Source organism: Novosphingobium taihuense (genome assembly GCF_007830315.1).
Lineage (GTDB): Bacteria > Pseudomonadota > Alphaproteobacteria > Sphingomonadales > Sphingomonadaceae > Novosphingobium > Novosphingobium taihuense.
In genome coordinates this window covers 116,563-143,335 of sequence record NZ_VLKJ01000006.1, presented here as the reverse complement: position 1 = coordinate 143,335, position 26,773 = coordinate 116,563, and the positions used below count along the sequence as shown (strand labels likewise).

The window sequence follows — 26,773 nt, the reverse complement described above, 5'->3', positions numbered from 1 at the left end:
AAGAAGTGGGCCCCGGATCTACCATCGTCGCAATCATTGCGATTATCGCTTTCGTGATTATCCGCACCAACCGTGATCGAGTCCGTGGTGGCCACATTAACCAACCGCCGGTCGACCCCGCCTACACCGCTAGCCTCGAGCGTGAAGTCGCCGACTTGCGCAAGCGGCTCGAAGTGCTCGAACGCATCGCGACCGACGAAGGCGAAACCCGCCGCCTCTCGCGCGAGATCGAATCCCTGCGCGACCGTTAACCTGCGACCGCTGACGAACAGGAGCATTCCCGATGTCCTCCGAACTCGTTCTATCCCTTTCCGGCCTGACCGGCCTCGCCATGATCGCCCTTGCTGCCCTGCGCGGCTGGGATGGCTGGCTCGCCCTCAAGCGCATGGAACTCCAACGGACAGAAACAGGTGATGCCGGCAGCCTGATCGAACTTGCCGACATGCGCGAGCGTCTGCGCAAACTTGAAGCAATCGCCTCGGGAGTAGACCTGTGAGCCGCCACACCGAAGGCGCCGCCAAGGCCGGCATCGGCCTCGGCTCGGCCATCGCCGTCACCATTTCGTGGAGCCTGCACAAGTCGATCGTCTGGGCGCTGGTCCATGGCGTCCTCTCATGGATCTACGTCATATGGTACGCTTTTACGCGCCCCGGTGGCCTTTCGGGCTGATCGGTCTGGAGGTGGTGGACGCACCTTGCGCCGCCCGCTAATGCCACTTCATGCGCAGCCTTGAAGACATCCTCGAAGATTACGAATTCCTTGACGGCGACGAGCGTTACCGGCTCCTGATCGAACTCGGGCGAGAGCTTGAGGACATGCCAGACGCGCTCAAGACCGATGCCACGCTTGTGCGCGGCTGCTCGGCCAGTGTCTGGGTCTATCCCACGCAGGGCGAGGGCGGAAAGCTGCACTTCCTCGCTGATAGCAACGCCGCGATCACCAAGGGCATCGTCGCGCTGGTCCTCGCCGCCGTGCAGGACAAGCCTGCCGCCGAAGTCGCCGGAACCGATATTGCCGAGGAACTGGCTCCGTTCGATCTCAAGAAGCAGCTGTCCTCGAACCGCACGCAGGGCGTTCCCAACATGATCGCGCTGGTAAGAGAGCACGCCGCGCGCATCGCCGCCACGGCCTGACGGCAGGGCAGGGGACTTGCGCCGCCACCTCTACCTCGCGGGCGGCGTGATCAGCGTGGCGCTTGGGGCCATCGGTGCATTTCTGCCGATCCTGCCCACTGTACCTTTCCTGCTCCTTGCCACCTTCTGCTTCGCCCGCTCCAACCCGGCGTGGGAACAGCGCCTGCTCGATCACCCGCGCTACGGCCCGCCCTTGCGCCAATGGCGTGAGCGCCGCGCCATCTCGCGCAAGGCCAAGCAGGGCGCGCTCATCGCGATGGGCGCGGGCGTTGTGTTGACAGGCGTCACCGCAGGCTGGCCCTGGGTGCTGATTCCTGCGCTGGTCATGGGCGTGACCGGCACCTGGATCTGGACGCGGGCCGAATAGCCTTGTTCTATATTTGTTCCAATTCTGATAGGGTGACAATGCACTTGAAAGGATTGGATTCGCTGGATGCTCTCGCTCACTATCGGTCCCGCCGAAGGCTCGACCGACTGGCTGACTTGGACAGCTTCGGTTCTCGGCTCGCTCGCCTGGCCACTCTCCGCGCTGGTCATCGCCCTGATCTTCCGGCGGCCGCTGCTTGCGCTTCTCTCCCGGCTCGATGAACTGAGCTGGGGCGACAAGTCCGCCCGTTTCGCGCAACGATTGGACCGGCTCGAATCCGAAGCGCCAGCGCTGCGACCGGAGCCGGAAGCAGTGCCGGACCTCGCTCTGTCAGGCGATCACGGGCGGTTTCTGCAACTGCTCGATCTGTCGCCCAACGCCGCCGTGCTCGATGCGTGGTCGGGGGTGGAAGAGGCGCTCACCGCGCTCGCGCACGATCACCTCATCGCCAGCCCGGATGCAGCCGAAGCCAGCCGTGCGCTGGGCAAGCGCGGCATCCTGCCCACCCGCACCCTCGGCATGATCGGCGAGATGCGCGCCCTGCGCAACGCTGCCGCGCACAACCAACCCATCTCCGTCTCCGACGCCCTGCGCTTCCGCAATCTGGCCAAGGGCGTGCTTAACGAGATCAGGCTGGCTTGAGGCTTCGTCCCACCAGAGCCGATGTATTGCGCCACCAGCTATCGGCAGTCACACCTCCGGCGAGAGCTGAGTAGACGTACAGCAACAAGAAACTTGCATCGCCTTCCTGGTCGCCCGTCGTCGCAAAAAGCACCGGGAATGCCAGAAACCCAAGAATTACGCCGGCAACGACGTGGGCGCGCTTCGTGTACTGCCCCAGTCGTCTCAGGAGGATGCTTGTTGGCAAACCGATCATGAGGCTGACGCTCGTTATCACTGCGGTGATACAGGCAAGCGCGATTACGAAGACGTACAATGTTACCAAGGCTTGGGTTGGTTCACCTGTGACGATGCTGGCTATCAGGATCACGACCGCAAAAAGAAAAGGCAGGAAGCTTGCCGTCAGCACGCCCGCCAGTGTGGAGCGCAGGAACGGGACGACGTACCGCCTCAATCGACCGCTTCTCGCAGCACCGCAATCCCCCGCTCGCGCTGCGCCCGCAGTTCCCTCTTCAGCACTTGCGGATCGCGGGCGATGATGAAGCCGAAGCTCACCCCGCCTTCCTTGCCGATCGTCGCGTGGTGCAGCTTGTGCGCCTGGACCAGCCGCTTGGCATAGCCCTTCTTCGGCACCCAGCGGAACCAGCGCTGGTGGACCAGCCCGTCGTGCACCAGCGTATAGATAGCGCCATAGGCCATGACGCCAAGGCCGATGAACGTCGCCGGCCACCACGCGTCCGCGCCCAGCACCAGCGGGCTGCCCAGCATGAAGAAGCTGATCGAGATGGCGGCCCCCACCACCGCGTAAAGGTCGTTCTTCTCGAAGAACCCGTCGTGCGGCTCGTGATGATCGCGGTGCCAGCCCCAGCCGAACCCGTGCATCACGTACTTGTGGCTGGACCAGGCCACGAATTCCATCACCAGCACCGTGGTGATGACGATCAGTATGGCAACAAGCGTCTGCATGGCGCTCCCTTACACCGACCTATCGCGGCTCGCGACACATTCTTACACTTTGCCTGAAAGCCGCGACGCCTCGTTTTTCTGGCGTTCAGCCGCCAGACGGCACTTTGCCCTCACTGACCAATGAGGAGCTTATCCCATGCGAAAGACCATTATCGCCACTGCCCTTTCAGCCATGCTCGCCACAGGCTTTGCTGCTGCTCCGGCCATGGCGCACGACAACGATCGCTACCCCGGCAACAATCGCGCAGAAGCTGCCTACCTTACACCGGCACGCAACGCCGAGATTCGCCGCGACATCTGGCAGCTCGACAATCGTATCGCCCGCGCCCAGCGCAATCGTGCAATCTCGCCACGTGAGGCACAGGGCCTGCGCCGCGACGTGCAGAACCTGAAGTTCGCCTACAACCGCTCGGCAAACCGTGGTCTTTCCGCCGGAGAATATCGCCACCTCGAACGCAAGGTTTCGCAGATCCAGTACCGCCTGCAGGTCGATCGTCGCGACCGCGATGGTCGCCGTGGCTGAAAATGACGTGTTGGCGTAACATAATTGCGCCCGAACAGCGACTGGCCCGCCCTTTCCTGCTTGAATTGCGGGAAGGGCGGGCCTAACCGCGTGGGCCATGTCGAACACCGCAACACCCCGCACGCTCTACCAGAAAATCTGGGACGCCCACGTCGTCGAACAGCGCGACGATGGCACTGCGCTCATCTACATTGACCGTCACCTCGTCCATGAAGTGACCAGCCCGCAGGCGTTCGAGGCTCTGCGCGTAGCCGGTCGCAAGGTGCGCCGCCCCGATCTCACGCTCGCGGTGCCGGACCACAACCTGCCCACCACCGCACGGCGCACCGCCGATGGCCAGCGCGTGCCCATCGCCGATCCGGAATCGGCGCAGCAGCTTGAAGCGCTGGAGCGTAACGCCCCTGCTTTCGGCATCCGCTATATCGGCGATGCCGATGCCGAGCAGGGCATCGTTCACGTCGTTGGGCCGGAGCAGGGCTTCTCGCTGCCGGGCGCGACGATTGTCTGTGGTGACAGCCACACCGCCTGCCACGGCGGCCTCGGCGCGCTGGCCTTCGGCATCGGCACCAGCGAGGTCGAGCATGTGCTGGCCACGCAGACCCTGCTGCTCAAGCAGTCGAAGTCGATGGAAGTGCGCGTTGAAGGCACCCTGATGCCCGGCGTCACCGCCAAGGACGTCGTCCTGCACATCACCGGCGTACTGGGCGCAGCGGGCGGCACTGGCTCGGTCATCGAATATACCGGGCAGGTCATCCGCGATCTGTCCATCGAAGGCCGCCTGACCATCTCCAACATGGCCATCGAACACGGCGCCCGCGCAGGCCTCTGCGCGCCCGATGAAAAGACCTTCGCCTACCTCAAGGGCCGCCCCTATGCGCCCAAGGGTGCCGATTGGGACAAGGCCGTGGCATGGTGGACCAGCCTCGCCACCGATCCGGGCGCGACCTACGACAAGGTCGTGGTGATCGATGCCAAGGACATTGCCCCCTCGGTCACGTGGGGCACCAGCCCCGAGGACGTCCTGCCGATCAGCGGCCTCGTCCCCGCGCCGGAAAGCTTCGCCGATCCATCCAAGCAGGAAGCCGCCAGGGCGAGCCTTGCCTACATGGGCCTGACGCCGGGTCAGCGCATGGAAGACGTCGAAGTGCAGAACATCTTCATCGGCTCGTGCACCAACAGCCGCATTGAAGACATGCGCGCCGCCGCCGCCGTGCTGAAGGGCCGCAAGAAGGCCGATAACGTCAAGTGGGCGATCGTCGTCCCCGGTTCCGGCCTCGTCAAGAAGCAGGCCGAGGATGAAGGGCTCGACCGCATCTTTACCGAAGCCGGCTTCGAATGGCGCGAACCCGGCTGCTCTGCCTGCCTCGGCATGAACCCGGATAAGGTCCCCGCCGGTGAACGCTGCGCTTCCACTTCGAACCGCAACTTCGTCGGCCGCCAGGGCCCCGGTGCCCGCACCCACCTCGTCAGCCCGGCAATGGCCGCCGCCGCCGCCGTCACCGGCCGGTTGACCGACGTGCGCAAGCTGATCGGCTGACGCAGTCGTGGCAGGCCTTCCGACAGCCGCGCTCCAACTCGCCGGGTTTCTCATGGCCCATGCGTTCTGGACCGCGTCGGACCTGCCGCCCGGCGGCCACTACCAGCCGCAATCGCTGTGCATGCGAGCTGACGGCAATCGCCAGCTCCAGACCTTCGAGGGGGCGAGCGCCAAGGAGCAGGACGAAGCCGCCCGTGCCTTCATCACCGGAGGCGCGGCGCAGTGGCCCGATTGTGCCATCGCCCGCCAGGTAAAGGTCGGCACGCCCACCGGCGAGGTTGATGCTTTGGTGATCGACGTCGTTCAGTACGGCGGCAGCGTGATGACCGTGGTGCAGGCTTTCCGGCCCGGCCAGCAGGACTTCCGCCTATTGGGTGACGAACTCATGCTGGGCGACAATGGCCCGCTCGCCCCGCTTCCCGCCGCTCAGGCCGCCGCCGCCATGCGCGAAGGCGCGCTCGACCACCCCGGCCTCGGCGACAAGTGGGAGCAATGGGAAACAGGACGCGACCCGGTCAGCCCACTGGTCCAGAAGTAGGCTCAGCCGATTTACAACGTCCCGTCCGAAGCTTAGCCTCCCCTCAAACCAAGGAGGGGTGATCCATGGACATGATCAAGGGCGTACGCGTGCCCGAACGCGTCTATCGCGGCGTGCTCTGGCTGGTCTCGATCGTCTTTGCCGGCTTCATTATCGGCCTCGGCAATCTCGTCATCGGTGATCTGCCGATGGTCGAGGAACAGGTCTATACCGCCCCTGCCGACGACACCCCCGCGATCCGCGCAGTCCGTGACGAGATCCGCAAGATAGCTGACGGCAGGACCGCTATCGACGACAAGCTCGAAATCCAGCGCCTGCAGCTCGATCAGGCCCAGCGCCAGTCAAACACTGCCAACGAGACATTCAAGGCCTGGATCGCCGCGCGCACGGCCACCACCAACCCGCAGCAGGACCCCGAAGTCCTCGCCCGCACGCGCGAACTTGAACAGCTCAAGGCCAACGAGCGCACGATCCAGCAGGCTATCGCGGAACTCGAAAACCAGCGCGCCCCGCTCGACCAGCGCGAGAACGCGCTGCGCAGTGAAGAAAACCGCCTGATCACCGACGCCATCCCCGCGCAGCAACGCGCGATGTTCTGGCAGGAACTGCGCGTCTTCGCCTTGCGCTTGGCTATCACCCTGCCGATGCTGGCAGTTGCTACATGGATGGTGGTCAAGAAGCGCAAGAGCGATCACTGGCCGCTGATGCGCGGCTTCGTCCTTGCCGCCGTGTTCGTGTTCTTTGTGGAACTCGTGCCCTACCTGCCAAGCTACGGCGGATACATCCGCTATGTCGTCGGCATCGTCCTGACGTTTGCTGCCGGGCACTTCCTGATCAAGAACATGCGCGCCTATCTCGCGCATCGGCAGGAGGTCGAAGCCCAGGCCGAACAGGACCGCCGCGCCCGCGTCAGCCATGACGAGGCGTTCAAGAAGATGGCCGCCAAGGTCTGCCCGGGCTGCGATCGCCCCATCGCCACGACGGGAGACGCCGAGTCCAACTTCTGCGTCCACTGCGGCATGACCCTGTTCGACCATTGCCACAGCTGCAACACCCGCAAGATGGCCTTCTTCCGCTTCTGCATGACCTGCGGCACGCCCTCAAATGACGATGTGGCTAAGACCAGTATCTCTCCTGCGCCGGCGTGACAGGGCGCAAATCTTCCTTCGCCCCCGTTGTCGACGAACGCACCCGCGTCCTCATCCTGGGCAGCCTGCCGGGCGAAGCGAGCCTTGTTGCCGCACGCTACTACGCCAACCCGCGCAACCAGTTCTGGCGATTGCTCGGCGCGGTGATTGCAGAGGACCTTGTAGCGCAGCCCTACGACGAACGCCTCGAAACCCTGCTCGCCCACCGCGTCGGCTTGTGGGACTCGATCGGCTCGGCCACCCGGCGCGGCAGTCTTGATGCCGCCATTCGCGAGATTGCGCCCAACCCGCTGGCCACACTCGCCGCCTCGCTGCCTGACCTGCGCTGCGTGGCCTTCAACGGCGCGAAATCGGCCAGCGTAGGTGCGCCGCAACTGGCCGGGGCTGGGGCGTTCGAACGCCTTCGCCTGCCCTCCAGCAGCCCCGCGCACGCCGCACTAGCATTCGACGCCAAGCTCGAAGAGTGGACGAAGCTGCGGAAATTCCTCGCCTGATCCTTGCAATCGGCGTCTGGTCGGCCAATCTTGGGTGCCGGATTCAAGGAGTTTCAAGCGTGACGAAGAAGACGGACTGGACCGGAAAGGCAGCCATGGCGGGCGCGGCAATCGGCTCGGCAGCACTGGCCGCGGCCCTCCTCTACGCCTCGCGCCGCAAGGAGCGCGCCGAAAAGACCGAACCCAAGGCTCCGCCGGTCGATACGCCCGAGACGGATTGAGGTTCTTGCATCGGGCGTCCGCGCAGCTATAGCGTGCGCCCATGGAACCGGTGAAGCAGATCGAAGGACGGGCCATCCCGTTCGGCCGCAAGAACGTCGACACCGACGTGATCATCCCCGCCAAGTGGCTGAAGACGATCACCCGTCAGGGCCTTGGCCGTGGCGCGTTTGAAGCTCTGCGCGCCGATCCGGACAACATTTTCGACAGCGAAGAATTCTCCGGCTCGCCGATCCTGATTGCTGGTGACAATTTCGGCTGCGGCTCGAGCCGCGAACACGCCGCCTGGGCGCTTGGCGACATGGGCATCAAGGCTGTCATCGCGCCGTCGTTCTCCGACATCTTCTCTGGCAACGCCTTCAAGAACGGCATCCTCACCGTTGTGGTCCCGCAGGAAGCGATCGACCGGCTGATGGAAGTCGCGCAGACCGACCCCGTTTCGATCGACCTTGAAACCCAGACCGTGACGACCCCGTTCCAGGATCGCTTCATTTTCGAGATCGACCCGTTCCGCAAGCACTGCCTGCTCAATGGCCTCGACGAAGTCGGCCTGACAATGGCGCGTGGCGATGCCATCGCCACGCACGAGGCGAAGATGCGCGAAAGCCTGCCTTTCCTCGCCCGCGGGACGGATGCCGTAGCGGCAGCTTAATTGCCCGTTTAACAGGGCTTCCCAAGCCCGCCAAAACTTGCTTCCCTGTGCCCCAAGCGGATTGATTCCGCACAGGCATTAGGGAGAAGTTCGATGAAGGCTCTGCGCACCCACGCCGCGGGAGGCCCCGAAACGCTGGTCATGGACGAACTGCCCGATCCCGTACCGGGCAAGGGCGAAGTGCTCGTTCGCGTCCACGCCTGCTCGATCAATTTCCCCGACACGTTGATGATCCGCGATCTCTACCAGTTCCGCCCCGAGCGCCCCTACGCGCCTGGCAGCGAGCTGGCGGGCGAGATCGAGGCTCTGGGCGAGGGCGTTACCGGCTGGGCCGTGGGCGACCGTGTGATCGCCATGATCGGCAACGGCGGCTTGGCCGAGAAGGTCGTCGCTCCCGTCGCACGCCTGTTCCCGCTGCCTGATGGCGTGGACTATGCCACCGGTGCGTCACTGCTCATGACCTACGGCACCACCATCCACGGTCTCAAGGACCGTGGCCACATCAAGGCGGGCGATACCGTGCTCATTCTTGGTGCGGCAGGTGGCGTTGGTCTCTCCGCCGTCGAACTCGCCAAGGCTTTCGGCGCCCGCGTGGTCGCCGCCGTCTCCAGTGAGGAAAAGGCACAAGTCGCCCGCGAAGCCGGTGCTGACGACGTGGTGATCTATGGCCGTCCGCCCTTCGACAAGGCCCAGTCCAAGGCGCTGGCTGACCAGTTCAAGGCCGCATGCGGCCCTAATGGCGCGAATATCGTCTACGATATCGTTGGCGGCGACTATTCCGAACCCGCATTGCGCGCCATCGCTTGGGAAGGCCGCTTTCTTGTCGTCGGCTTCCCCGCCGGCATTGCAAAGCTTCCGCTCAACCTTACGCTCCTGAAATCCTGCGATGTCTGCGGCGTTTTCTGGGGCGCGTGGACCGCTCGTGAACCCGCCGCCTTCAAGGCCGAAGTCGAGGAGCTTTTTGCCCTGCTCAAGGCGGGCAAGATCAACCCCCGCGTATCACAGCGCTACACGCTCGATGAGGGGCGTGAGGCCATCGCCCTGCTCGAAAACCGGCAAGCCATGGGCAAGGTCGTGGTTGAAATGATCGGCTGACCTCGCCGTCTCCCTTCCCGCTCGCGGGAGGGGGGCTGGGGCATGTCTAACCCTCGCGCTCTGCCGAATAGACCGGCAACCCCAGCCGCCACCAGATCGCCGCGCCCCGAAGGCCGAAACCCGCAACTGCCGCCACCGGCCAGACCAGTCCCTTGTCCAGCCCCAGCACCGCGCCACCCGCACACAGCACCGAGGATAAAGCCGCCGCCGTCACGTAAAGCTCGGGCCGCATCAGGATCGAGGGCCGCCCTGCCAGCACATCGCGGATGATCCCTCCGACACATCCGGTAATCACGCCCATCAACACCGCAGGCACCGGCGGCACTCCGAAAGCCAGCGCCTTGGCGGTGCCCAGGACCGCATAGGCTCCAAGCCCTGCCGCGTCGGCCCATTCCAAGACTGGCTTGTCCCACCAGCGACGCGGCGTGAACCAACTCACCAGCGCTACAGCAAGGCAAACCGGCGCAACCCAGGGGTCGCGCACCCAGAACACCGGCGCGCCGATCAGCAGGTCACGCACCGATCCGCCGCCCACGCCCGTCACCAGCGCGAAGAACGCCATGGTCACGAACGTCTGCCGCAACTGCGCCGCGAGCAGCGCGCCCGTCAGCGCGAACACCGCAATGCCGACAAGGTCTAGCAGTCCGATCAGTGCGGAGAGATCGGCGCTCGGCATTTCAGGCATCGAAACCCGCCTCCCGCGCCAACACTTCGACGAGTTCCCCCGCAGGCATCGGCCGCGCCCGAGCAAAGGCCGTCCCAGCCCAATGCGCGCCCCAACCCAGTTCACCCGCAGCCTTCGCCGCTGCAATCAGCGCCTTGCCCGCGTCATACGTCATCGGATAGCCCGGGATCGTCGCCGTCGCCTCACGCGCCCAAGCCACGAAGGCATTGTCCAGACATCGCGCCGGTCGTCCGGAAATCGCTGCCGTCAGCGTCGTTCCCGCAGCCTCCGCCAGTAAAGCACGATATCCTTCGTCCGCAGCACTTTCAGGACAGCCGACAAAGGCCGTGCCCATCTGCACCGCATCCGCTCCCGCATCCAGCGCCGCCCGGATCTCCTCGCCATCCATGATCGCGCCCGCAGCGATGACCGGCAGACCGATCCGCCCGGTAAGCTGCCGCACCAGATCAAGCGTGCCCAGCCGCGCGTCAGGCGCATCCGGATCGAACACGCCACGATGCCCGCCTGCTTCAAACCCTTGCGCGACGATGGCATCCATGCCCGCCGCCACACCCGCCTCGGCTTCTGCCAAAGATGTAGCGCTCGCCACCAGCAACGACCCACGCGCCTTCAACGCCGCCACAGTCTTTGGCAGAGGCAGTCCGAAATGAAAGCTCACCACGGCAGGAGCGGCCTCTATCAGCACCTCCAGCATGTCCGGATCGTCGTTCAGCGAACGATAGATTTCGCGCAAGTCTTCAGGCGGCTGCGCCCCGAAACGCTCGAACAGCGGGCGCATCGCCGCAATCCACGCTCGCTCGAGCGCAGCATCGCGGTCCGCCTTCCGATGCACAAAGGCATTGACGTTGAACGGCCTCGCCGTTCGACCGCGCAGGTCTGCGATCATCGCCCGCGCTGCGCCAGCATCGACCGCGCCTACCGCGATCGAGCCGAGCGCGCCCGCCTCGCACACAGCAGCGGCGAGGGCGGGGGTGGATGTCCCTGCCATCGGTGCCTGCACCAGCGGATAGCGCAGGCCCAACGTGCGTGCGAGGCGCACCGCGCCTTACTGCCCCAGCAGCGCTTCCAGCCGTGCCTTCAGTGCCTGAATGCGTTCGGCCGCTTCGGTAAAGGTCTTCACGTCCTCGCGGTTGTTGTTCCCGCGCGCTTCCTTGGCCGATTCCAGATAGCCTTCCATGTCAGCTTCCAGCGCATCGATCAGGATTTCGGTCTCGTCTTCGGTCAGGGTAAGCTTGATCGCCATTGCGGCACTCCTTCGATTCAAACCCTGCGGTTACCGCCGGGAGCCCAAGCGCACAAACGAAAAGGGCCGCCCCGAAGGACGGCCCTGTTCATATGGCTATAGCCAGCGATCACATATGGATCGGCTTGCCCGTCACCGCCATCGCTGCTTCCTTGAGCGCTTCCGAATGAGTCGGGTGCGCGTGGCAGGTGTAGGCGATGTCTTCGCTGGTCGCGCCGAATTCCATCGCCTGCGTCGCCTGCGCGATCATCGTTCCGGCAACCGAAGCGATGCACCAAACGCCCAGCACGCGGTCGGTCTTGGCGTCGGAAATGACCTTCACGAAGCCGTCAGGCTCATGGTTGGTCTTGGCACGGCTGTTGGCGAGCATCGGGAACTTGCCAACCTTGATCTCGCCATTCTCCTTCGCTGCCTCTTCCGTGAGGCCCACGCCGGCAAACTCGGGCATGGTGTAAACAACGCCGGGGATCAGGTCGTGGTTCACGATGCCGGTCAGGCCGGCAATGTTCTCGGCCACGGCAATGCCCTCATCCTCGGCCTTGTGCGCCAGCATCGGGCCGGGGATCACGTCGCCGATCGCCCACACGCCATCGATCTTGGTGGCAAAGTCATGGTCGGTCTCGATCTGCCCGCGCGCGTTCAGCTCAAGGCCGATCTTGTCGAGGCCCAGGCCATCGACATTGGGGCGACGCCCGATCGCCACCAGCACGCAATCGGCCTCGATCGTCGAAGCCTCGCCGCCCTTCGAAGGCTCGACTGTCAGCGTCGCGGTCTTGCCGTTCACCGCAACGCCGGTCACCTTGGTGCCGAGCTTCAGGTCCATGCCCTGCTTCTTGAAGATCTTGGCGGCTTCCTTGCGCACGTCGCCGTCCATGCCGGGCAGCAACTGGTCGAGGAATTCCACGACCGTGACCTTCGCGCCAAGGCGGCGCCACACTGAACCCAATTCAAGCCCGATCACGCCGCCGCCGATCACCACCATGTGGTTCGGCACACGATCCAGCGCCAGCGCGCCGGTGCTGTCCACGATCACGCCAGCGTCGTTGTCCACGGTCACGCCGGGCAGGGGCGTCACGTTCGATCCGGTGGCGATCACGATGTTCTTCGCGGTCACCTTCTGGCCAGCGACAGTCACACTGTGCGCGTCCTCGAACTGCGCATACCCCTTGAGCCAGGTCACCTTGTTCTTCTTGAACAGGAACTCGATGCCACCGGTCAGCTGCTTGACCGAATCCAGCTTCTGCGCCTGCATCGCGGTCAGGTCGAGCTCGACCTTGCCGGTCTTGATGCCATAGGTATCGAACGTGCCGTTCACCGCCTCGTCGAACTTCTCCGATCCGTGCAGAAGCGCTTTCGAAGGAATGCACCCGACGTTGAGGCAGGTCCCGCCCAGCGTCTCGCGCGCTTCTGCACAGGCCGTCTTCAGCCCCAACTGCGCCGCCCGGATCGCCGCGACATAGCCGCCGGGACCGGCACCGATGACAAGGACGTCGTAATCGTATTCAGCCATTTTCCGGCTCCATTGCGCGTTCGTGCCTTGTGTAGCTCAGGACGAACGGCGTCAGAATCAAGTCAGTCGCGAAATATCAATCACAGATCGATCAGCAGGCGGGTCGGATCTTCGATCGCTTCCTTGATCGTCTTGAGCGCGGTCACCGCCTCGCGACCGTCGATGATACGGTGGTCGTAAGACAGCGCGATGTACATCATCGGGCGGATCACGATCTCGCCGTTGCGGACGACCGGGCGGTCTTCGATGCGGTGCAGGCCGAGCACCGCCGACTGCGGCGGGTTGATGATCGGGGTCGACATCAGGCCGCCGAACACGCCGCCGTTCGAAATCGTGAAGGTGCCACCGGCCATATCGGCCATGGTCAGCGTGCCGTCACGCGCGGCCTTGCCATAGTTGGCGATGGCCTTCTCGATATCGGCAAAGCTCATCTTGTCGACATTGCGCACCACCGGCACGACGAGGCCGTTCGGCGCCGAGACCGCGACCGAGATGTCGACGTAATCGAAATAGACGATCTCATCGCCCTGCATCTGCGCGTTGACCGCCGGAATGTCCTTGAGCGCCAGCACCGAGGCCTTGGCGAAGAACGACATCAGGCCAAGCTTCACGCCGTGCTTCTTCTCGAACACGTCCTTGTACTTGTTGCGCGCTTCCATCACCGCACTCATGTCCACGTCGTTGAACGTGGTGAGCAGGGCGGCGGTCTCCTGCGCGCTCTTCAGGCGCTTGGCGATGGTCTGGCGCAGGCGCGTCATCTTCACGCGCTCTTCGTTGCGACCGCCCGTTACCGCAGCAGCAGGTGCTGCAACCGGAGCCGAAACCGCCGGAGCAGGCGATGCCTGCTTGGCGGCAGCGGCAGCCATCACGTCTTCCTTGGTCAGGCGACCATCCTTGCCGGTGCCCTTCACAGTCGAAGGATCGATGCCGTATTCCAGCACCGCGCGACGCACGGCAGGAGACAGCGCCGCAGCATCGCCCGAAGACGCAGCAGCAGCCGGAGCCGCAGCAGGCGCTTCCGAAGCCGAAGCGGGCGGAACGGGCGCTTCGGTGCGCGGGGCAGGGGCCTGTGCGCCCGCAGCCGCCACGCTGTCCTCGATCAGCGCGAGCAGCGCGCCGACGTTCACCGTGTCACCCTCATTGGCCACCAGCGCGCCGAGCACGCCAGCGGCAGGCGCAGGCACTTCAACCGCGACCTTGTCAGTCTCGAGGCTGACGATGGGCTCGTCGAGCGCCACGGCCTCGCCGGGCTTCTTCAGCCACTGGCCGACGGTTGCTTCGCTGACGCTTTCGCCCAGCGTCGGGACCTTCACTTCAATCGACATAGTCTCATTCCTCGGGGAGAAGGAAAATCAGTTCTTCTTTTGACGACGGATCTCGCCGCGCACCGAAAGGCCCAGTGCGTCGGCCACCAGCGCGCCCTGCTCGCTGGCATGGCGGCTGGCGAGACCCGTGGCGGGCGATGCCGCAGCGGTACGACCGGCATAGCGCGGACGCGACACCTTGCTCTTGGCGGCCTTCAGCGATTCCTCGATCAGCGGCTCGACAAAGAACCACGAACCGTTGTTGCGCGGCTCTTCCTGGCACCACACCACTTCTTCCAGGTTCGGCATCCGCGAAAGGCGCAGGGCCAGCGGCTCGCCGGGGAAGGGGTAGAGCTGTTCGAGGCGGATGATCTGCGTGTCGGTGATACCGGCCGCATCGCGCGCTTCGATCAGGTCATAGGCGACCTTGCCCGAACACAGCACAACCTTGCGGGTGTCCTTGTCCGCTGCAGGATTGATGTCCGACAGGATGCGCATGAAGTGGCTGTCGCCGATGAAGTCCGAAGCGACCGACTTTGCCAGCGGGTGGCGAAGCAGGCTCTTGGGCGTCATGATGATCAGCGGCTTGCGGAACGGACGGTGCATCTGCCGGCGCAGCACGTGGAAGTAGTTGGCCGGCGTGGTGATGTTGCACACCTGAATATTGTCTTCAGCGCACAGCTGCAGGTAACGCTCCATGCGTGCCGACGAGTGCTCTGGCCCCTGGCCTTCATACCCGTGCGGCAGCAGCATGACGAGGCCGTTGGCGCGCAGCCACTTGGCTTCGGATGCAGCGATGTACTGGTCGATCACGATCTGCGCACCGTTGGCGAAATCGCCGAACTGCGCTTCCCACAGCACGAGGCTCTTGGGGTCGGCGCTGGCATAGCCGTACTCGAAGCCGAGCACGCCATATTCCGAAAGCGTCGAATCCAGCACCTCGAACGTGCCGTGCGGCAGCGTCTTGAGCGGCACGTACTTGCGCTCGTCAGTCTGGTCGACCCACACCGCGTGACGCTGGCTGAAGGTGCCGCGTCCGCAGTCCTGCCCGGACAGGCGCACGCCATAGCCTTCGGAGACGAGGCTGCCGAACGCCAGCGCCTCGCCGGTCGCCCAGTCAAAGCCCTGGCCGCTCGAGAACATCTCGCGCTTGGCGTCGATCACGCGGCCCAGCGTCTTGTGGACGGTGAGGTCGGCGGGAACCGTGGTCAGCGTGCGGCCAAGGCTGTCGAACAGCTTCTGGTCGATGCCGGTGCCGACGTTGCGGCGCGCGGTGACTGGGTCCGCCGGCTTGTTGAAGCCGGACCAGCGACCGCCGAACCAGTCGGCTTCGTTGGCCTTGTAGCCCTTCGATGCCTCGAACTCGGTCTCGAGCGTCGCCACGAAGTGGCTCTCGATCTCGCCCTTGTAGTTCGCGTCGATCACGCCTTCGCCGACCAGGCGCTTGGCATAGATGTCGCTGACGCCGGGGTGCTGGCGGATCTTGGCATACATCAGCGGCTGCGTGAACGAAGGCTCGTCGCCCTCGTTGTGGCCGAAGCGGCGATAGCACCACATGTCGACCACGATGTCGCGGCCGAACTTCTGGCGGTAGTCGATCGCCATCTTGCAGGCGAAGGTCACAGCTTCCGGATCGTCGCCGTTTACGTGCAGGATCGGTGCCTGCACGCCCTTGGCCACGTCCGACGGGTAAGGAGACCCGCGCGAGAACTGGGGCGAGGTGGTGAAGCCGATCTGGTTGTTGATGATGAAGTGGATGCAACCGCCGGTGTTGTAGCCGCGCACGCCCGAAAGGCCGAAGCACTCCCAGACGATGCCCTGGCCTGCAAAGGCCGCGTCGCCGTGAATGAGCACGGGCAGCACCTGCTTGTGGCGGGCATCGGGGCCGACGTCATCGCCGATGTCGTCGCGGAAAACCTGCTGGGCACGAACCTTGCCGAGCACGATCGGGTCGACCGTTTCGAGGTGCGACGGGTTGGGCACAAGGCTCATGTGCACCTTGGTCCCGTCGAACTCGCGGTCGGTCGAGGTGCCGAGGTGGTATTTCACGTCGCCCGATCCGCCCACGTCCTGCGGGTTTGCGCTGCCGCCCGAGAACTCGTGGAAGATCACGCGGTAAGGCTTGGCCATCACGTTGGCGAGAACGTTGAGGCGGCCACGGTGGGCCATGCCGTAGATGATCTCCTTGACGCCCAGTTGGCCGCCGTACTTGATCACCGCTTCCAGCGCCGGGATCATCGATTCCCCGCCATCAAGCCCGAAGCGCTTGGTGCCGACATACTTCTTGCCGAGGAACTTCTCGTACTGCTCACCGCGCACCACGGCAGCGAGGATTGCCTTCTTGCCGTTGGGCGTGAAGTCGACCGACTTGTCGCCGCCTTCGATGCGGTCCTGGATGAAGCGGCGCTCCTCCACGTCCGCGATGTGCATGTATTCGAAGCCGATATGCCCGCAGTAGTTGGCGCGCAGGATCGCCACCAGTTCGGTCAGCGTTGCCCATTCAAGGCCAAGCACGCCACCGATATAGACCTTGCGGTTCATGTCGGCCGCGGTGAAGCCATGGTATTCGGGCGAGATGTCGGCGGGAAGCTTCTGGCGGGCAAGGCCGAGCGGATCGAGATCTGCTGCCAGATGGCCGCGCACGCGGTAGGTGCGAATCAGCGTCATCGCGCGGATCGAATCCATCGCCGCCTGCTGCAGCGCAGCCTCGTCCAGCTGCGCGCCGCCCTTCTTGGCGGACTTCTCGATGGCAAGCTTGAGCGCCATCGGGTCCATTGCCTGGGTCAGGTCGTCGCCAGCGGCAGCATCTGTGATCGGCCATCGCTTGCTTGCCCACGAAGGTCCGGGCTGCGGACCCTCCTGAGCGGGATCCACGTCGAAATCGTGCAGTTCAGAACCCATTTTCAACTCCTGGTCCCCCCGGGGAGGTTGGGGGCTTCGGACATTTTCCCGCTCTGCTTCTGGACAGAGCCGACCCTTCCGGCGCACCGCGACCCGGCGCGCAAAAACTCGTTGCCACGGCAGGCGTCCGCAAGTGCGTGGGCCTACCGGAAAATCTTGAAGCAACCGCCCGGCGGCACCCTACGCAAGGTTGCCTATCCGGGCGGTAGCTTGTTCACGCGATCAGACGCGTTCCTTCAGCACTTCGGCGAGAGTTTCGCCGAGCAGCGAAGGCGAGGACGAGACCTTGATCCCGGCCGCTTCCATCGCTGCGATCTTGCTTTCGGCATCGCCCTTGCCGCCCGAGACGATTGCACCCGCATGGCCCATGCGGCGGCCCGGAGGCGCCGTGCGGCCCGCGATGAAGCCGGCCATCGGCTTCTTGCGGCCACGCTTGGCCTCGTCGATCAGGAACTGCGCGGCCTGCTCTTCGGCATCGCCGCCGATTTCGCCGATCATGATGATCGACTTGGTGGCTTCGTCCGCTAGGAACAGTTCGAGCACGTCGATGAAGTTGGTGCCGTTGACCGGGTCACCGCCGATGCCGACAGCCGTGGTCTGGCCAAGGCCGATGGCCGAGGTCTGGAAAACTGCTTCATAGGTCAGCGTGCCCGAGCGCGAGACCACGCCGACCGAGCCTTCCTTGAAGATCGAACCGGGCATGATGCCGATCTTGCACTGGTTCGGCGTCAGCACGCCGGGGCAGTTCGGGCCGATCAGGCGGCTCTTCGAACCCGAAAGCGCGCGCTTGACCTTGACCATGTCGAGCACGGGAACGCCCTCGGTGATCGCCACGATCAGTTCCATCTCGGCGTCGATCGCCTCGAGGATGGCATCGGCGCAGCCCGAAGGCGGCACATAGACGCACGAAGCGGTCGCGCCGGTCACGGCCTTGGCTTCGGCCACGGTGTTGAACTGGGGCAGGCCGATGTGGTCGGTGCCGCCCTTGCCGGGTGTCACGCCACCAACCATCTGCGTGCCGTAATCAAGCGCGGCCTGCGTGTGGAAGCTGCCGGTCTTGCCTGTCATCCCCTGGGTGATGACCTTGGTATTCTTGTCGACGAGAATGCTCATGTCGTTCCTTTCCGTTTTTGCCACCCGCCGCCGCAGATTGCGGGACGGGCGGCTCGGCAGTCAGGTGGCCCCAGGGGAGGATGGGGCGCAACTGTTGTTGAGATGTAATCAGGCCAGCGAGGGATCGATGCCCTTGCAGGCTTCGAGCAGTTCCTTGACCGCGTCGACCGAGACCTGAAGGTTGCCCTTGGCTTCGTCGTCGAGTTCGATCTCGATCACCTTTTCCACGCCGTTCGCGCCGATCATGACGGGCACGCCAACGTAGAGACCGTTCACGCCATACTCGCCGTCAACATAGGCGGCGCAAGGCAGGATGCGCTTCTGGTCGTTGAGGTAGGCTTCGGCCATGGCGATGCCCGAAGCGGCAGGCGCGTAGAACGCCGAACCGGTCTTGAGCAGGCCAACGATCTCGCCGCCGCCCGAACGGGTGCGCTGCACGATCGCGTCGATCTTTTCCTGGCTCGACAGGCCCATCTTGACGAGGTCGGGCACCGGAATGCCGTTGACGGTCGAGTACTGGGTGACCGGCACCATGGTGTCGCCGTGGCCGCCGAGCACGAAAGTGTTCACGTCACGGATCGAGACGCCGAATTCCCAGGCGAGGAAGGTGCTGAAACGCGCCGAGTCGAGCACGCCTGCCATGCCGACAACCTTGTTGTGCGGCAGGCCGGAGAATTCGCGCAGCGCCCAGACCATCGCGTCGAGCGGGTTGGTGATGCAGATGACGAAAGCATCAGGTGCGTTGGCAGCGATGCCTTCGCCCACGGCCTTCATCACCTTCAGGTTGATGCCGAGCAGGTCGTCGCGGCTCATGCCCGGCTTGCGGGCAACGCCTGCGGTCACGATGATCACGTCGGCACCGGCAATGTCGGCATAGTCGTTGGTGCCGGTGATCTTGGCGTCGAAGCCTTCGACCGGGCCGCACTGCGACAGGTCGAGCGCCTTGCCCTGCGGCACGCCTTCGACCACGTCGAACAGGACGATGTCACCCAGTTCCTTCTGGGCGGCGAGGTGGGCGAGCGTGCCCCCGATATTGCCCGCGCCGATCAGCGCGATCTTCTTGCGTGCCATGCTCTACGGTCCTTTCCCGTTCGCGGGGACAAGCATACAGATGCCAGCAGAGCTTTCGCCCAAGTCCCTCCCGTGCCCCGCGAGACAGGAAAGTTCTGGCAGAATGACTTGGGGCCCTAAGCCTGCACGCACACGAATGCAACCGCGAAAAACGGCTAGTTTCCGGGTTTTTGCGATAACAGTTCGCAATAGCAAGAGGAGTGTTTCCGAACGATTGCCTCGCTACGCTCCCGCAGCGCGAGAGGTCGGGTCAGGCGCAGGGATGCAACCTGCCAGCACGAACTATCCGAACAGCAAAAAGCCCCGGCGTTTCCACCGGGGCTTCGATTTGCGCTTTTCCTCTCCGCAAAGTCGTAAGGGACAAAATCCGCAACGCTTAAGTCAGCTCTGTCGCCGCTTCATGAAATCCCGCGCCATGCGCCGGTCAAGCGTCGCACAGACTTCAACCCAGAATTCGACCCGTCCGGCTTCGCCGCTGTGCTCTGCAATTACTGCCGCATCGCGGGCGCGCGCCGCAGCCGAAAAGCCGTGTGCCGCAAACAGCCGAAGCGCCGTATCGAGCGCCTCGTCCTGCTGCGCCCACGATCCGCTCCAGTTCTCGGCATTGTCATTCACCGCCCGCAAGTGCCGTCCCTGGATCGAGCGCGACAGGCAGGGGGAAATGATGCCGTAGCGGGGCGCAAAACGCAGCATGGTACCTCGTATCTCTCACCGGCCCCGGGGACATTCGGAACCGTTCTCCACGACCCCGTTCTAGGCTCATCTGCGCTAAGAGTGTGTGTGGCGACACGGTAAAGGAAGCGATAACCACCCGTCCTGAAACGGATTTGCGATCAGTTGCAGGATTCTCCCCGTTTTCGCGCAGGACTAACGGGGAGTGGGCACCAGCAAAGACGGTGGTGGCGAGGCCCCATGCACCATCCTTCCGAAGATCAGGCCCCCGGCTGAGCAATCCACTTGTTGGCGTTCTCGTATCCCGGCAGCACTGAACCGCTGCCCGAAACAGGAGCCTCGGCTACGCCCGCCTTCATCCCCGGCAGCACTTGCGGCCGCACGAGGCTCTGTCCCGGCATGGCCTGCGGCACTGCAGCCACAGGCAAGGCATTCGCGGCAGTCGGCGCCACGATGCGCCCCGTTTCGTAAGCCTTCTCCAGCGCCAGCGGGTCGGCAATGTCGACAGGCGAGGGCGTCCACGTTCGCGGATGGGGCGCGGCCACAGGCTCCCCGCCGAAGTAGCGCGCGGTAAACGCCGCCGGACGCCCCGCCGCGCCTGCCCAGCTGTAAAAGCGATGTGCGCCGATTGTGCCGATGAAGTTCAGGCTCGGCGCCCAGTAGGGGTGCACCGCCGTAGTATGGTAATGCGTGGCAAGGCCAACCGGCGCATAGACGTATCCGGCCAGCGCATCGGCGGCAACGCGCCGCGCCCGGTCCCAGAATGCTTTCATCGGCCGCCGCGCCAGCGATCCGTCACAGGCGAACGAGAACTGGCAGCTGGGCCGCTCCGACCCCTGATAGACCACGCCGCACACCGTGTTCGGCCAGGCTGGATGCGCCACGCGGTTGAGCACCACTTGCGCCACCGCACGCTGCCCGGCGTCGGGCTCGCTTGCGGCTTCATAGTAGATGGCCGAGGTCAGGCACTGCAGCGCGCGCCAACGATCCTCGCTGCTGCCCGCCGCCATCACCGGGCGCGCCGAGGCAATAAACGCATCCGACCGGCTCTGGTCCCACTTGGCCTGAGCCTCGGTCGGCGCGATCAGCCCGCTGTCGCTGGTATCGAGCCAGTAGAACGCCGATCCCGGAAAGCTGTCGCCCCCGCGCTCGAACGGCTGGAGCCCGGCCATCTGCGATCTGGCGACTGCCGCATGCACGCCGCCCGGCTCGCCCCACCCGGTCGGCCCGAGCAGCAGCGCCAGAATTCCGAACATCGCCACGCCGCCCAGCCGTTGCCGCATGATCGATGGCGCCTGCAACGCCTTGCGGATCGAGCGCATGTCCCGCCGCCGGATGCGCGCGGCAAAGTCGCGCGGCCGCAGCTCAGCCGTGCTCACCGCCGCTTGCGCTGGCAGTTCGATCGGCGAGTAGGCAAGCTCGAGTGGCATGGGTTGGCAGCGAATCCTGAAAATCCTCAATTGCGCTAACCCTTTGCGGTCAGCACTGCACTCGCGCTTTCGTCGCTGTCCCGATGCGGCACAAACCGCTGCCATCCGGTTAACCAGCGCCCAGACCTGCACTGAAGTACGTAGTCGCTCTTGCAGCGCAGCAAAGTTCCCGCTAGTTCCGCCGCCGACGCCAACGGTGCCCGCTGACCCGGGCTAAGAGGGAAGCCGGTTCCAATCCGGCGCTGCCCCCGCAACTGTAACCGGAGAGCGCGTCGCCCTGAATGCCACTGGAGCAGGTCCGCCTGCCCTGGGAAGGCGGGCGACGAGCGATGACCCGGGAGCCAGGAAACCTGCCGATGGTAGTCGTTCCGCGGCCGGGCGGGGTGTACCGGGCGCACGCGACGAGGCGCGCCTATTCCAAGGCCCAGCGCACCTCTCGCCATGGACGGCATCAACCGTTCGTGGCCGGAGTTACGTTTCGTGAACAAGTACCTACTTTCCGTTTCCGTCCTCACTCTGGCTACGCCTGCGTTTGCCCAAGAGCGTGAAGACCTCATACTGACGAGCTTTCCACGCCCAGAAACGATCACCGTCATCGCCACCGGCAGCGAAACGCCGCTGAGCAAGACCGGCCAGCCCGTGACTGTCATCACCGCCGCCGAAATCCAGTCGATCCAAGGCCCCGATATCACCCGCGTCCTCGAACGCGTCCCCGGCATCACCATTACCCGCAACGGCGGCCCCGGCAGCTTCACCGGCGTGCGCCTGCGCGGCTCGGATGCCGAACAGGTCCTCGTCCTCGTCGATGGCGTCCGCCTCGAAGACGTCTCGGCCCCCTCGGGCGGCTTCGACTTCGGCACGCTGACCCCCGGCGGCGTCGAGCGCATTGACGTGCTGCGCGGCTCCAACTCCATCGTCTGGGGCTCTGCCGCCATCGGCGGCGTGATCGCGGTCCAGTCACGCGATCTCAACGGCGTCGAAGCCAGCGCCGAACTCGGCGCAAACGACAGCTACCTCGCCGATGCCGCAGCAGGCATCTCCGGTGACTTCGGCGCGCTCACCCTCAACGGCGGCTACAGCCGCAGCGACGGCGTCTCGGCTGCAGCGGTCGGCAGCGAGCCCGATGGCTTCCGCCAGTGGCGCGTCGGGGGCAGGGGCCGCGTCAACCTCTCGCAGGATCTCGCCATCGTCGCCACTGCCCGCTACGCCGACACCCGCACCGACATCGACGGTTTCGGCCCGCCGACCTACCTCGTCTTCGGCGATACTGCCGAATACCAGACCACCCGCCAGGCCTCGGGCCGCGTCGGGCTGCGCTACACCGGCAGCGATCTCACGCTCAACACCGGCTTCGCCATCTCCGACACCAAGCGCGACTACTATGACCCGACCTTCGGCACCGACCCGTCCTTTGGCTACAAGGGACGTTCCGAACGCGTCGACCTGAGCGGCCGCATCAACCTGCCTGCCGATTTCACCCTCGATTTCGGCGGTGACAGCGAATGGACCCGCTTCTCCAGCACCTTTGATGCCGAGGCCAAGGCACGCCTCACCTCCGGCCACGCCCTGCTCGGCTGGAGCACGGATCGCGCCAGCCTTGCCGCCGGCGTCCGCGTCGACGATCACAGCCGCTTCGGCACCGCCTGGACTTTCGGCGCCAACGGCGCGTTCGAACTGGTCGACAACCTGCGCCTGCGCGCCTCCTACGGCGAGGGCTTCAAGGCCCCCACGCTCTACCAGTTGCTTTCGGACTACGGCAACGCCGCACTCAATCCCGAGCGCTCCAAGAGCTATGACGCAGGCCTTGAATGGGGTGGGCCCTATGACAAGGTCCACGCTGCCGTCACCGTCTTCCGCCGCGACAGCCGCAACCTGATCACCTTCGTCTCCTGTGCAAGCCTCAACGCCTGCGCCACGCGCCCCTTCGGCCTCTACGACAACGTCGGCCTCGCCCGCGCGCAGGGCGTCGAAGCCGAACTCGGCGCGCGTCCCACCGACACGCTGCACCTGCAGGCCGCCTACACGTACCTTGAGACCGAGAACCGCACGCGCGGCACCGCGAACTTCGGCAAGGACCTCGCCCGCCGTCCGGCCCATGCGCTCACCCTGTCGAGCGACTGGACAACACCGCTCGCAGGCCTCACCCTCGGGGCCGATCTGCGCCTTGTGGGAGACAGCTTTGACAATGCGTCGAACACCCGCCGCCTCGATGGCTACGCGCTGACCACCGTGCGCGCCAGCTTCCCCCTCACCGAGAAGGTCGAACTCTACGGCCGCGTCGAGAACGTCTTCGACGTCAACTACCAGACCGTGGCTGACTACGGCACCTGGGGCCGCGCCGCCTACCTCGGCATCCGCGCACGCTACTGATGAAGGGGCGTTTCGTCTCGCTGGCGAAACGCCACCCGTTCCCCTTCCGGAGACGGGAGGGGCAACGCAATTTGCCCCCCTCCCGTGTGCGGGAGGGGTTGGGGGAGGGCCTGTTCCCCCGAACCCCCTTCACCAGAGCAGCCCTCCTCCTCACCGCCGTGGCTTTGCACGGCTGCATCCCACATACCAACGCCACCCCCGAAGCCCGCGCGCAGGCGCACCCCACGCTGGTCAGCCTCAATCCCTGTACCGACGCGATTCTCGCCGAAGTGGCAGACCCCGCGCAGATTCTCGCCATCTCGCATTACAGCAAGGACCCGCGCTCTTCCTCGATGGACGCACGCCTCGCCAGCGCATTGCCGTCCACGCGCGGCACGGTTGAGGAAGTCCTCGCGCTCAAGCCCGATCTCGTCCTCGGCAGCACCTTCATCGATCCCGCCACGGCGAGCGCCTACAAGCGCCTCGGCCTGCGCCTGGAAACGATCGGCATGGCCAGCACGGTCGAGGCCAGCCACGAACAGATCCGCCAGATCGCCGGGCTCACCGGTCATCCGGATCGCGGCGAGGCTCTGATCAACCGCATTGATGCCGCGCTTGCCGCCGCCGCGCCACCACCCGGCGCAAGGCCAATCGCCACCGTCGTCTGGCAATCGGGCGGCATGGTCCCCGGCGACGGCACCTTGATCGCGGACCTTCTGCGCCGCACCGGCTACGCCAACTTCGCCGCCGCGCGCGGACTGGGGCAGGCCGATCTGCTCCCGCTCGAGAAGATGCTGGCCGACCCGCCCGAACTGATCCTTGTCGCAGGCCAGACCGCCGAAACCGGAAAAGGCGACGACCGCGTTCTTGGCCACCCCGCCCTGGAAGCGCTGAAGACGACCCGCCGCGCTACGTTGAACCCCAAACTCCTCTACTGCGGCGGCCCCACCCTGATCACCGCCGCGCAAAGGCTGGCGCAAGTCCGCAATTCCTCCCCGGCAGGGGAAGGGGGATCATCGAAGATGGTGGAGGGGCACTTGCAGTGACCCGCAACCCCACGGCCATCCTTCTCGCCGCCCTCGCGCTGGCTTTCCCGCTCTCGCTTTTCGCAGGCCAGGTCTGGATCGACCCGTTCGGCCCCCCCGTCCCCAATGCCACCGCGATCCTGATGGAACTGCGCCTCCCCCGCGCGCTGCTTGCGCTGATCCTCGGCTCAGGCCTCGGCGCAGCAGGCGCGGCCATGCAGGGCTACTTGCGCAATCCGCTTGCCGATCCCGGCCTGTTCGGCATAGCCCCCGCCGCAGCCCTCGGCGCCGTCCTCTCGTTCTACACCGGTTACGAGAGTCAGGCCCTCACGCTCCCGCTCTTCGCCCTCGTCGGAGCTGCCGGAGCCATGACCCTGCTCGCCCTGATCGCAGGACGCAGCGGTGGCATTGCCCTGTTCACGCTGGCCGGCATGATGATCGCCAGCCTTGCGGGCGCGCTGACCAGCCTCGCCATCAGCCTCTCGCCCAATCCCTTCGCCCTGTCCGAGATCGTCACCTGGCTGATGGGCGCGCTGGCCGATCGCGGCTGGCACGAAGTTCGCCTCGCTGCTCCGCTCACGCTGCTCGGCCTCTTCGCCCTGTGGCGTGCCGCCCCCGCGCTCGATGCGCTTGCGCTGGGTGAGGCTGCCGCTCGCTCGCTTGGCGTCGATCCCGCGCGCCTGCTCGGCCTGATGGTCGTCGCCATTGGCTTGATCGTCGGCAGCGGTGTCGCGGTAGCGGGCATGATCGGTTTCGTCGGCCTGATGGTCCCGCACTTCGTCCGCCCCTTCACCGACCAGCGCCCCTCGGCCACCTTGCTCCCCTCGGCACTCGCCGGAGCGCTCCTGCTCCTCGTCGCCGATTGCCTGTGCCGCATTCTCCCCTTGCAGGGCGGCGAATTGCGCCTTGGCATAGCGCTCAGTCTCGCCGGAGCCCCGTTCTTCCTGCGCCTGCTCCTCAAGCTGCGACGGGAGCTGGCGTGATGCTGGAAGCACCATGTTAGAAGCCTTGGGCCTTACCATCGCGCACCGTCTGCACGAGGTGACCGTGCAACTGCGCTCGGGCCGCGTAACTGCCATTGTCGGCCCGAATGGTGCAGGCAAGTCCACCCTGCTGGCGGCGCTGGCTGGGTTGATCCAGCCAACCTCCGGCGCGGTGACGCTCACCAGCCACCCCCTGACGCAGCTTCCCCCGCAGGAGCGGGCGCGCCGCATCGGCTATCTGCCGCAGTCGGGCGAAGTCGCCTGGAATCTCGCAGTCCGCACGCTGGTCGGCCTCGGCCGCCTGCCTCATCGCACTGATGCGGCCGAAAATTACGCTGCTGTCGCTGACGCCATCGCCACGATGCAGCTTGAGCCCCTCGCCGACCGAGCGCTCTCCACCTTGTCAGGCGGAGAACGCGCCCGCGCGCTGCTCGCCCGCGTCCTTGCCACCCGGCCGCAATGGATACTCGCTGATGAGCCGCTCGCCGCGCTTGATCTCGCTCACCAGCAAGCCCTGATCCGGCGGCTCCGCGATCTGGCGCAAGAGGGCAGGGGCGTCGTCCTCGTCGTCCACGATCTGGCGCTGGCCATGAACCACGCCGATCATGTTCTTGTGTTGGATCGCGGCCGCCTGATCGCGCAAGGCCCCCCGCAAGACGCGCTGTCGGAAAACGTCATCGCCAAGGTCTGGAACTTGAACGCCAGCTGGCTCGGCCAACCCGGCCACAAGGCACTCGCTCTTTAGGTCGCGCACACTCTCCCGCGCTTACTGAGGTTATCGAAGGATCGAAGCCTCAAGCTGCGGTATCGGCACTCCGCTCGTCGTTCTCGTGACGATGTTCGGTCATTGCCGCCGCAAAATCGGCAGCAAAATACGCGGCAAAGCTCTCGCGCACCCGAAGGGAGATTGCTGGGCGATCATCATGGGTTGCTCCGCTCCGGCAGAAAAGGCTCTGCGCAGGCACGCGCCGACCCACAATTTCAACCATTTCGGATGAAATGTTTGCAGATGCATTCGCAGGTTCTCGTGGTGCTTCGATAACCATTCCAAAAGATCCAAGAACTTACTTTTCGCAAGGGGCCCATAGCAAACTTTCGTAACGGACGATTGTATGGTTTCGACAAAGTTGCGATCCGGATCGGTCTAACGACAGCAAAATCTGGCTTGCCATCACAATCGGCTGCCTTATCGAA

The 26,773-nt window shown here is 65.0% G+C and carries 31 protein-coding genes and 1 riboswitch; of the genes, 18 read left to right on the top strand and 13 right to left on the bottom strand.

Annotated elements, in window-relative coordinates; all coding sequences use genetic code 11:
- Positions 1 to 5: 5 nt before the first annotated feature.
- The 6 genes from IQ25_RS13300 (at position 6) to IQ25_RS13280 (ending at position 2,142) form a co-directional block, all read left to right on the top strand.
- On the top strand, positions 6 to 251 hold the full coding sequence (locus IQ25_RS13300; RefSeq protein ID WP_144906604.1) for a hypothetical protein: 246 nt from the start codon (positions 6 to 8) through the stop codon (positions 249 to 251).
- 32 nt (positions 252 to 283) lie between these two features.
- Complete coding sequence (locus tag IQ25_RS13295) at positions 284 to 496, top strand: hypothetical protein (RefSeq protein WP_144906602.1); 213 nt, start codon at positions 284 to 286, stop codon at positions 494 to 496.
- A complete protein-coding gene (locus IQ25_RS21175; protein ID WP_181447249.1) occupies positions 493 to 669 on the top strand; it encodes a hypothetical protein in 177 nt (58 codons plus the stop codon). The genes IQ25_RS13295 and IQ25_RS21175 overlap by 4 nt, the downstream gene beginning before the upstream one ends.
- Positions 670 to 719: 50 nt before the next feature.
- Entirely contained in the window at positions 720 to 1,133 is a 414-nt protein-coding gene (locus IQ25_RS13290) for a SufE family protein (protein ID WP_144906601.1), read from the top strand.
- A 16-nt stretch (positions 1,134 to 1,149) separates the two neighbouring features.
- Positions 1,150 to 1,500: a YbaN family protein gene (locus IQ25_RS13285; RefSeq protein ID WP_144906599.1), complete on the top strand. Its 351-nt coding sequence runs from the start codon at positions 1,150 to 1,152 to the stop codon at positions 1,498 to 1,500.
- Between the two features lie 66 nt (positions 1,501 to 1,566).
- A complete protein-coding gene (locus tag IQ25_RS13280; RefSeq protein ID WP_144906597.1) occupies positions 1,567 to 2,142 on the top strand; it encodes a hypothetical protein in 576 nt (191 codons plus the stop codon).
- On the opposite strand, the gene IQ25_RS13275 is transcribed toward IQ25_RS13280, so the two are convergent.
- Entirely contained in the window at positions 2,129 to 2,575 is a 447-nt protein-coding gene (locus tag IQ25_RS13275) for a hypothetical protein (protein WP_144906595.1), read from the bottom strand. The two genes, IQ25_RS13280 and IQ25_RS13275, sit on opposite strands and share 14 nt — an antisense overlap.
- Positions 2,572 to 3,087 carry a sterol desaturase family protein gene (locus IQ25_RS13270; protein ID WP_144906593.1) on the bottom strand — a complete coding sequence of 172 codons (516 nt, stop codon included), beginning with the start codon at positions 3,085 to 3,087 and terminating at the stop codon, positions 2,572 to 2,574. Before IQ25_RS13270 ends, IQ25_RS13275 begins: the two co-directional genes overlap by 4 nt.
- Before the next feature lie 136 nt (positions 3,088 to 3,223).
- Between IQ25_RS13270 and IQ25_RS13265 the strand changes: the two genes are divergently transcribed.
- The 8 genes from IQ25_RS13265 to IQ25_RS13230 all read left to right on the top strand — a co-directional run bounded on the left by IQ25_RS13265 (position 3,224) and on the right by IQ25_RS13230 (position 9,293).
- The gene (locus IQ25_RS13265; protein WP_144906591.1) at positions 3,224 to 3,610 is read left to right on the top strand and encodes a hypothetical protein; all 387 of its coding nucleotides are present in this window, start codon (positions 3,224 to 3,226) and stop codon (positions 3,608 to 3,610) included.
- Positions 3,611 to 3,707: 97 nt separating this feature from the next.
- Positions 3,708 to 5,147, top strand: coding sequence for a 3-isopropylmalate dehydratase large subunit (gene leuC, locus IQ25_RS13260; protein ID WP_144906589.1), 1,440 nt, complete (start codon positions 3,708 to 3,710; stop codon positions 5,145 to 5,147).
- Positions 5,148 to 5,154: 7 nt separating this feature from the next.
- Entirely contained in the window at positions 5,155 to 5,685 is a 531-nt protein-coding gene (locus tag IQ25_RS13255) for a hypothetical protein (protein WP_144906587.1), read from the top strand.
- A gap of 65 nt (positions 5,686 to 5,750) precedes the next feature.
- Positions 5,751 to 6,833 (top strand): zinc ribbon domain-containing protein, encoded by a 1,083-nt coding sequence (locus IQ25_RS13250; RefSeq protein WP_246415778.1) that lies wholly within the window; start codon positions 5,751 to 5,753, stop codon positions 6,831 to 6,833.
- Positions 6,830 to 7,327, top strand: a complete 498-nt coding sequence (locus tag IQ25_RS13245; RefSeq protein WP_144906585.1) for a DNA-deoxyinosine glycosylase — start codon at positions 6,830 to 6,832, stop codon at positions 7,325 to 7,327. The genes IQ25_RS13250 and IQ25_RS13245 overlap by 4 nt, the downstream gene beginning before the upstream one ends.
- A 59-nt stretch (positions 7,328 to 7,386) precedes the next feature.
- Positions 7,387 to 7,548 (top strand): LPXTG cell wall anchor domain-containing protein, encoded by a 162-nt coding sequence (locus IQ25_RS13240; RefSeq protein WP_144906583.1) that lies wholly within the window; start codon positions 7,387 to 7,389, stop codon positions 7,546 to 7,548.
- Between the two features lie 41 nt (positions 7,549 to 7,589).
- Positions 7,590 to 8,198 (top strand): 3-isopropylmalate dehydratase small subunit, encoded by a 609-nt coding sequence (gene leuD, locus IQ25_RS13235; RefSeq protein WP_144906581.1) that lies wholly within the window; start codon positions 7,590 to 7,592, stop codon positions 8,196 to 8,198.
- Positions 8,199 to 8,291: 93 nt separating this feature from the next.
- On the top strand, positions 8,292 to 9,293 hold the full coding sequence (locus IQ25_RS13230) for an NADPH:quinone oxidoreductase family protein (RefSeq protein ID WP_144906579.1): 1,002 nt from the start codon (positions 8,292 to 8,294) through the stop codon (positions 9,291 to 9,293).
- Between the two features lie 46 nt (positions 9,294 to 9,339).
- Here the strand turns inward: IQ25_RS13230 and IQ25_RS13225 are convergent, their stop codons facing one another.
- The 10 genes from IQ25_RS13225 to IQ25_RS13180 form a co-directional block, all read right to left on the bottom strand.
- Complete coding sequence (locus tag IQ25_RS13225; protein WP_144906577.1) at positions 9,340 to 9,978, bottom strand: trimeric intracellular cation channel family protein; 639 nt, start codon at positions 9,976 to 9,978, stop codon at positions 9,340 to 9,342.
- Positions 9,971 to 11,017, bottom strand: a complete 1,047-nt coding sequence (locus IQ25_RS13220; protein WP_144906575.1) for an NAD(P)H-dependent flavin oxidoreductase — start codon at positions 11,015 to 11,017, stop codon at positions 9,971 to 9,973. The genes IQ25_RS13225 and IQ25_RS13220 overlap by 8 nt, the downstream gene beginning before the upstream one ends.
- Positions 11,018 to 11,023: 6 nt before the next feature.
- Positions 11,024 to 11,221 (bottom strand): hypothetical protein, encoded by a 198-nt coding sequence (locus IQ25_RS13215; RefSeq protein ID WP_144906573.1) that lies wholly within the window; start codon positions 11,219 to 11,221, stop codon positions 11,024 to 11,026.
- A gap of 109 nt (positions 11,222 to 11,330) precedes the next feature.
- Positions 11,331 to 12,731 carry a dihydrolipoyl dehydrogenase gene (gene lpdA, locus IQ25_RS13210; protein ID WP_144906571.1) on the bottom strand — a complete coding sequence of 467 codons (1,401 nt, stop codon included), beginning with the start codon at positions 12,729 to 12,731 and terminating at the stop codon, positions 11,331 to 11,333.
- 80 nt (positions 12,732 to 12,811) lie between these two features.
- A complete protein-coding gene (gene odhB, locus IQ25_RS13205; RefSeq protein ID WP_144906569.1) occupies positions 12,812 to 14,056 on the bottom strand; it encodes a 2-oxoglutarate dehydrogenase complex dihydrolipoyllysine-residue succinyltransferase in 1,245 nt (414 codons plus the stop codon).
- Between the two features lie 27 nt (positions 14,057 to 14,083).
- On the bottom strand, positions 14,084 to 16,936 hold the full coding sequence (locus IQ25_RS13200) for a 2-oxoglutarate dehydrogenase E1 component (protein ID WP_144906567.1): 2,853 nt from the start codon (positions 16,934 to 16,936) through the stop codon (positions 14,084 to 14,086).
- Between the two features lie 222 nt (positions 16,937 to 17,158).
- The gene (gene sucD, locus IQ25_RS13195; RefSeq protein ID WP_144906565.1) at positions 17,159 to 18,049 is read right to left on the bottom strand and encodes a succinate--CoA ligase subunit alpha; all 891 of its coding nucleotides are present in this window, start codon (positions 18,047 to 18,049) and stop codon (positions 17,159 to 17,161) included.
- Between the two features lie 108 nt (positions 18,050 to 18,157).
- Positions 18,158 to 19,120 (bottom strand): malate dehydrogenase, encoded by a 963-nt coding sequence (gene mdh, locus IQ25_RS13190; protein ID WP_144906563.1) that lies wholly within the window; start codon positions 19,118 to 19,120, stop codon positions 18,158 to 18,160.
- Positions 19,121 to 19,501: 381 nt separating this feature from the next.
- Positions 19,502 to 19,813, bottom strand: a complete 312-nt coding sequence (locus IQ25_RS13185) for a hypothetical protein (protein ID WP_144906561.1) — start codon at positions 19,811 to 19,813, stop codon at positions 19,502 to 19,504.
- A gap of 239 nt (positions 19,814 to 20,052) precedes the next feature.
- Positions 20,053 to 21,222: a cell wall hydrolase gene (locus IQ25_RS13180; RefSeq protein WP_144906559.1), complete on the bottom strand. Its 1,170-nt coding sequence runs from the start codon at positions 21,220 to 21,222 to the stop codon at positions 20,053 to 20,055.
- A 177-nt stretch (positions 21,223 to 21,399) separates the two neighbouring features.
- Positions 21,400 to 21,594: riboswitch (cobalamin riboswitch) on the top strand.
- Between the two features lie 108 nt (positions 21,595 to 21,702).
- On the opposite strand from IQ25_RS13180, the gene IQ25_RS13175 reads away from it, so the two are divergent.
- The 4 genes from IQ25_RS13175 (at position 21,703) to IQ25_RS13160 (ending at position 26,324) form a co-directional block, all read left to right on the top strand.
- Positions 21,703 to 23,592 (top strand): TonB-dependent receptor plug domain-containing protein, encoded by a 1,890-nt coding sequence (locus tag IQ25_RS13175; protein ID WP_181447248.1) that lies wholly within the window; start codon positions 21,703 to 21,705, stop codon positions 23,590 to 23,592.
- A gap of 158 nt (positions 23,593 to 23,750) precedes the next feature.
- Entirely contained in the window at positions 23,751 to 24,617 is an 867-nt protein-coding gene (locus IQ25_RS13170) for an ABC transporter substrate-binding protein (RefSeq protein WP_258537033.1), read from the top strand.
- On the top strand, positions 24,614 to 25,579 hold the full coding sequence (locus tag IQ25_RS13165) for a FecCD family ABC transporter permease (RefSeq protein ID WP_144906553.1): 966 nt from the start codon (positions 24,614 to 24,616) through the stop codon (positions 25,577 to 25,579). Before IQ25_RS13170 ends, IQ25_RS13165 begins: the two co-directional genes overlap by 4 nt.
- A 13-nt stretch (positions 25,580 to 25,592) precedes the next feature.
- The gene (locus IQ25_RS13160; protein WP_144906550.1) at positions 25,593 to 26,324 is read left to right on the top strand and encodes an ABC transporter ATP-binding protein; all 732 of its coding nucleotides are present in this window, start codon (positions 25,593 to 25,595) and stop codon (positions 26,322 to 26,324) included.
- 49 nt (positions 26,325 to 26,373) lie between these two features.
- Here the strand turns inward: IQ25_RS13160 and IQ25_RS13155 are convergent, their stop codons facing one another.
- Positions 26,374 to 26,625: a hypothetical protein gene (locus IQ25_RS13155; protein WP_144906548.1), complete on the bottom strand. Its 252-nt coding sequence runs from the start codon at positions 26,623 to 26,625 to the stop codon at positions 26,374 to 26,376.
- Positions 26,626 to 26,773 lie beyond the last annotated feature (148 nt).

What these genes read in the sequence shown, in the direction of transcription:
- IQ25_RS13295 (WP_144906602.1), top strand. Translation starts at nt 284, where the DNA reads ATGTCCTCCGAACTCGTTCTATCCCTTTCCGGCCTGACCGGCCTCGCC.
- IQ25_RS13290 (WP_144906601.1), top strand. Translation starts at nt 720, where the DNA reads ATGCGCAGCCTTGAAGACATCCTCGAAGATTACGAATTCCTTGACGGC.
- IQ25_RS13280 (WP_144906597.1), top strand. Translation starts at nt 1,567, where the DNA reads ATGCTCTCGCTCACTATCGGTCCCGCCGAAGGCTCGACCGACTGGCTG.
- IQ25_RS13270 (WP_144906593.1), bottom strand. Translation starts at nt 3,087, where the DNA reads ATGCAGACGCTTGTTGCCATACTGATCGTCATCACCACGGTGCTGGTG.
- IQ25_RS13265 (WP_144906591.1), top strand. Translation starts at nt 3,224, where the DNA reads ATGCGAAAGACCATTATCGCCACTGCCCTTTCAGCCATGCTCGCCACA.
- leuC (WP_144906589.1), top strand. Translation starts at nt 3,708, where the DNA reads ATGTCGAACACCGCAACACCCCGCACGCTCTACCAGAAAATCTGGGAC.
- IQ25_RS13250 (WP_246415778.1), top strand. Translation starts at nt 5,751, where the DNA reads ATGGACATGATCAAGGGCGTACGCGTGCCCGAACGCGTCTATCGCGGC.
- leuD (WP_144906581.1), top strand. Translation starts at nt 7,590, where the DNA reads ATGGAACCGGTGAAGCAGATCGAAGGACGGGCCATCCCGTTCGGCCGC.
- IQ25_RS13230 (WP_144906579.1), top strand. Translation starts at nt 8,292, where the DNA reads ATGAAGGCTCTGCGCACCCACGCCGCGGGAGGCCCCGAAACGCTGGTC.
- IQ25_RS13225 (WP_144906577.1), bottom strand. Translation starts at nt 9,978, where the DNA reads ATGCCTGAAATGCCGAGCGCCGATCTCTCCGCACTGATCGGACTGCTA.
- IQ25_RS13215 (WP_144906573.1), bottom strand. Translation starts at nt 11,221, where the DNA reads ATGGCGATCAAGCTTACCCTGACCGAAGACGAGACCGAAATCCTGATC.
- lpdA (WP_144906571.1), bottom strand. Translation starts at nt 12,731, where the DNA reads ATGGCTGAATACGATTACGACGTCCTTGTCATCGGTGCCGGTCCCGGC.
- odhB (WP_144906569.1), bottom strand. Translation starts at nt 14,056, where the DNA reads ATGTCGATTGAAGTGAAGGTCCCGACGCTGGGCGAAAGCGTCAGCGAA.
- IQ25_RS13200 (WP_144906567.1), bottom strand. Translation starts at nt 16,936, where the DNA reads ATGGGTTCTGAACTGCACGATTTCGACGTGGATCCCGCTCAGGAGGGT.
- sucD (WP_144906565.1), bottom strand. Translation starts at nt 18,049, where the DNA reads ATGAGCATTCTCGTCGACAAGAATACCAAGGTCATCACCCAGGGGATG.
- mdh (WP_144906563.1), bottom strand. Translation starts at nt 19,120, where the DNA reads ATGGCACGCAAGAAGATCGCGCTGATCGGCGCGGGCAATATCGGGGGC.
- IQ25_RS13185 (WP_144906561.1), bottom strand. Translation starts at nt 19,813, where the DNA reads ATGCTGCGTTTTGCGCCCCGCTACGGCATCATTTCCCCCTGCCTGTCG.
- IQ25_RS13180 (WP_144906559.1), bottom strand. Translation starts at nt 21,222, where the DNA reads ATGCCACTCGAGCTTGCCTACTCGCCGATCGAACTGCCAGCGCAAGCG.
- IQ25_RS13160 (WP_144906550.1), top strand. Translation starts at nt 25,593, where the DNA reads ATGTTAGAAGCCTTGGGCCTTACCATCGCGCACCGTCTGCACGAGGTG.
- IQ25_RS13155 (WP_144906548.1), bottom strand. Translation starts at nt 26,625, where the DNA reads ATGGTTATCGAAGCACCACGAGAACCTGCGAATGCATCTGCAAACATT.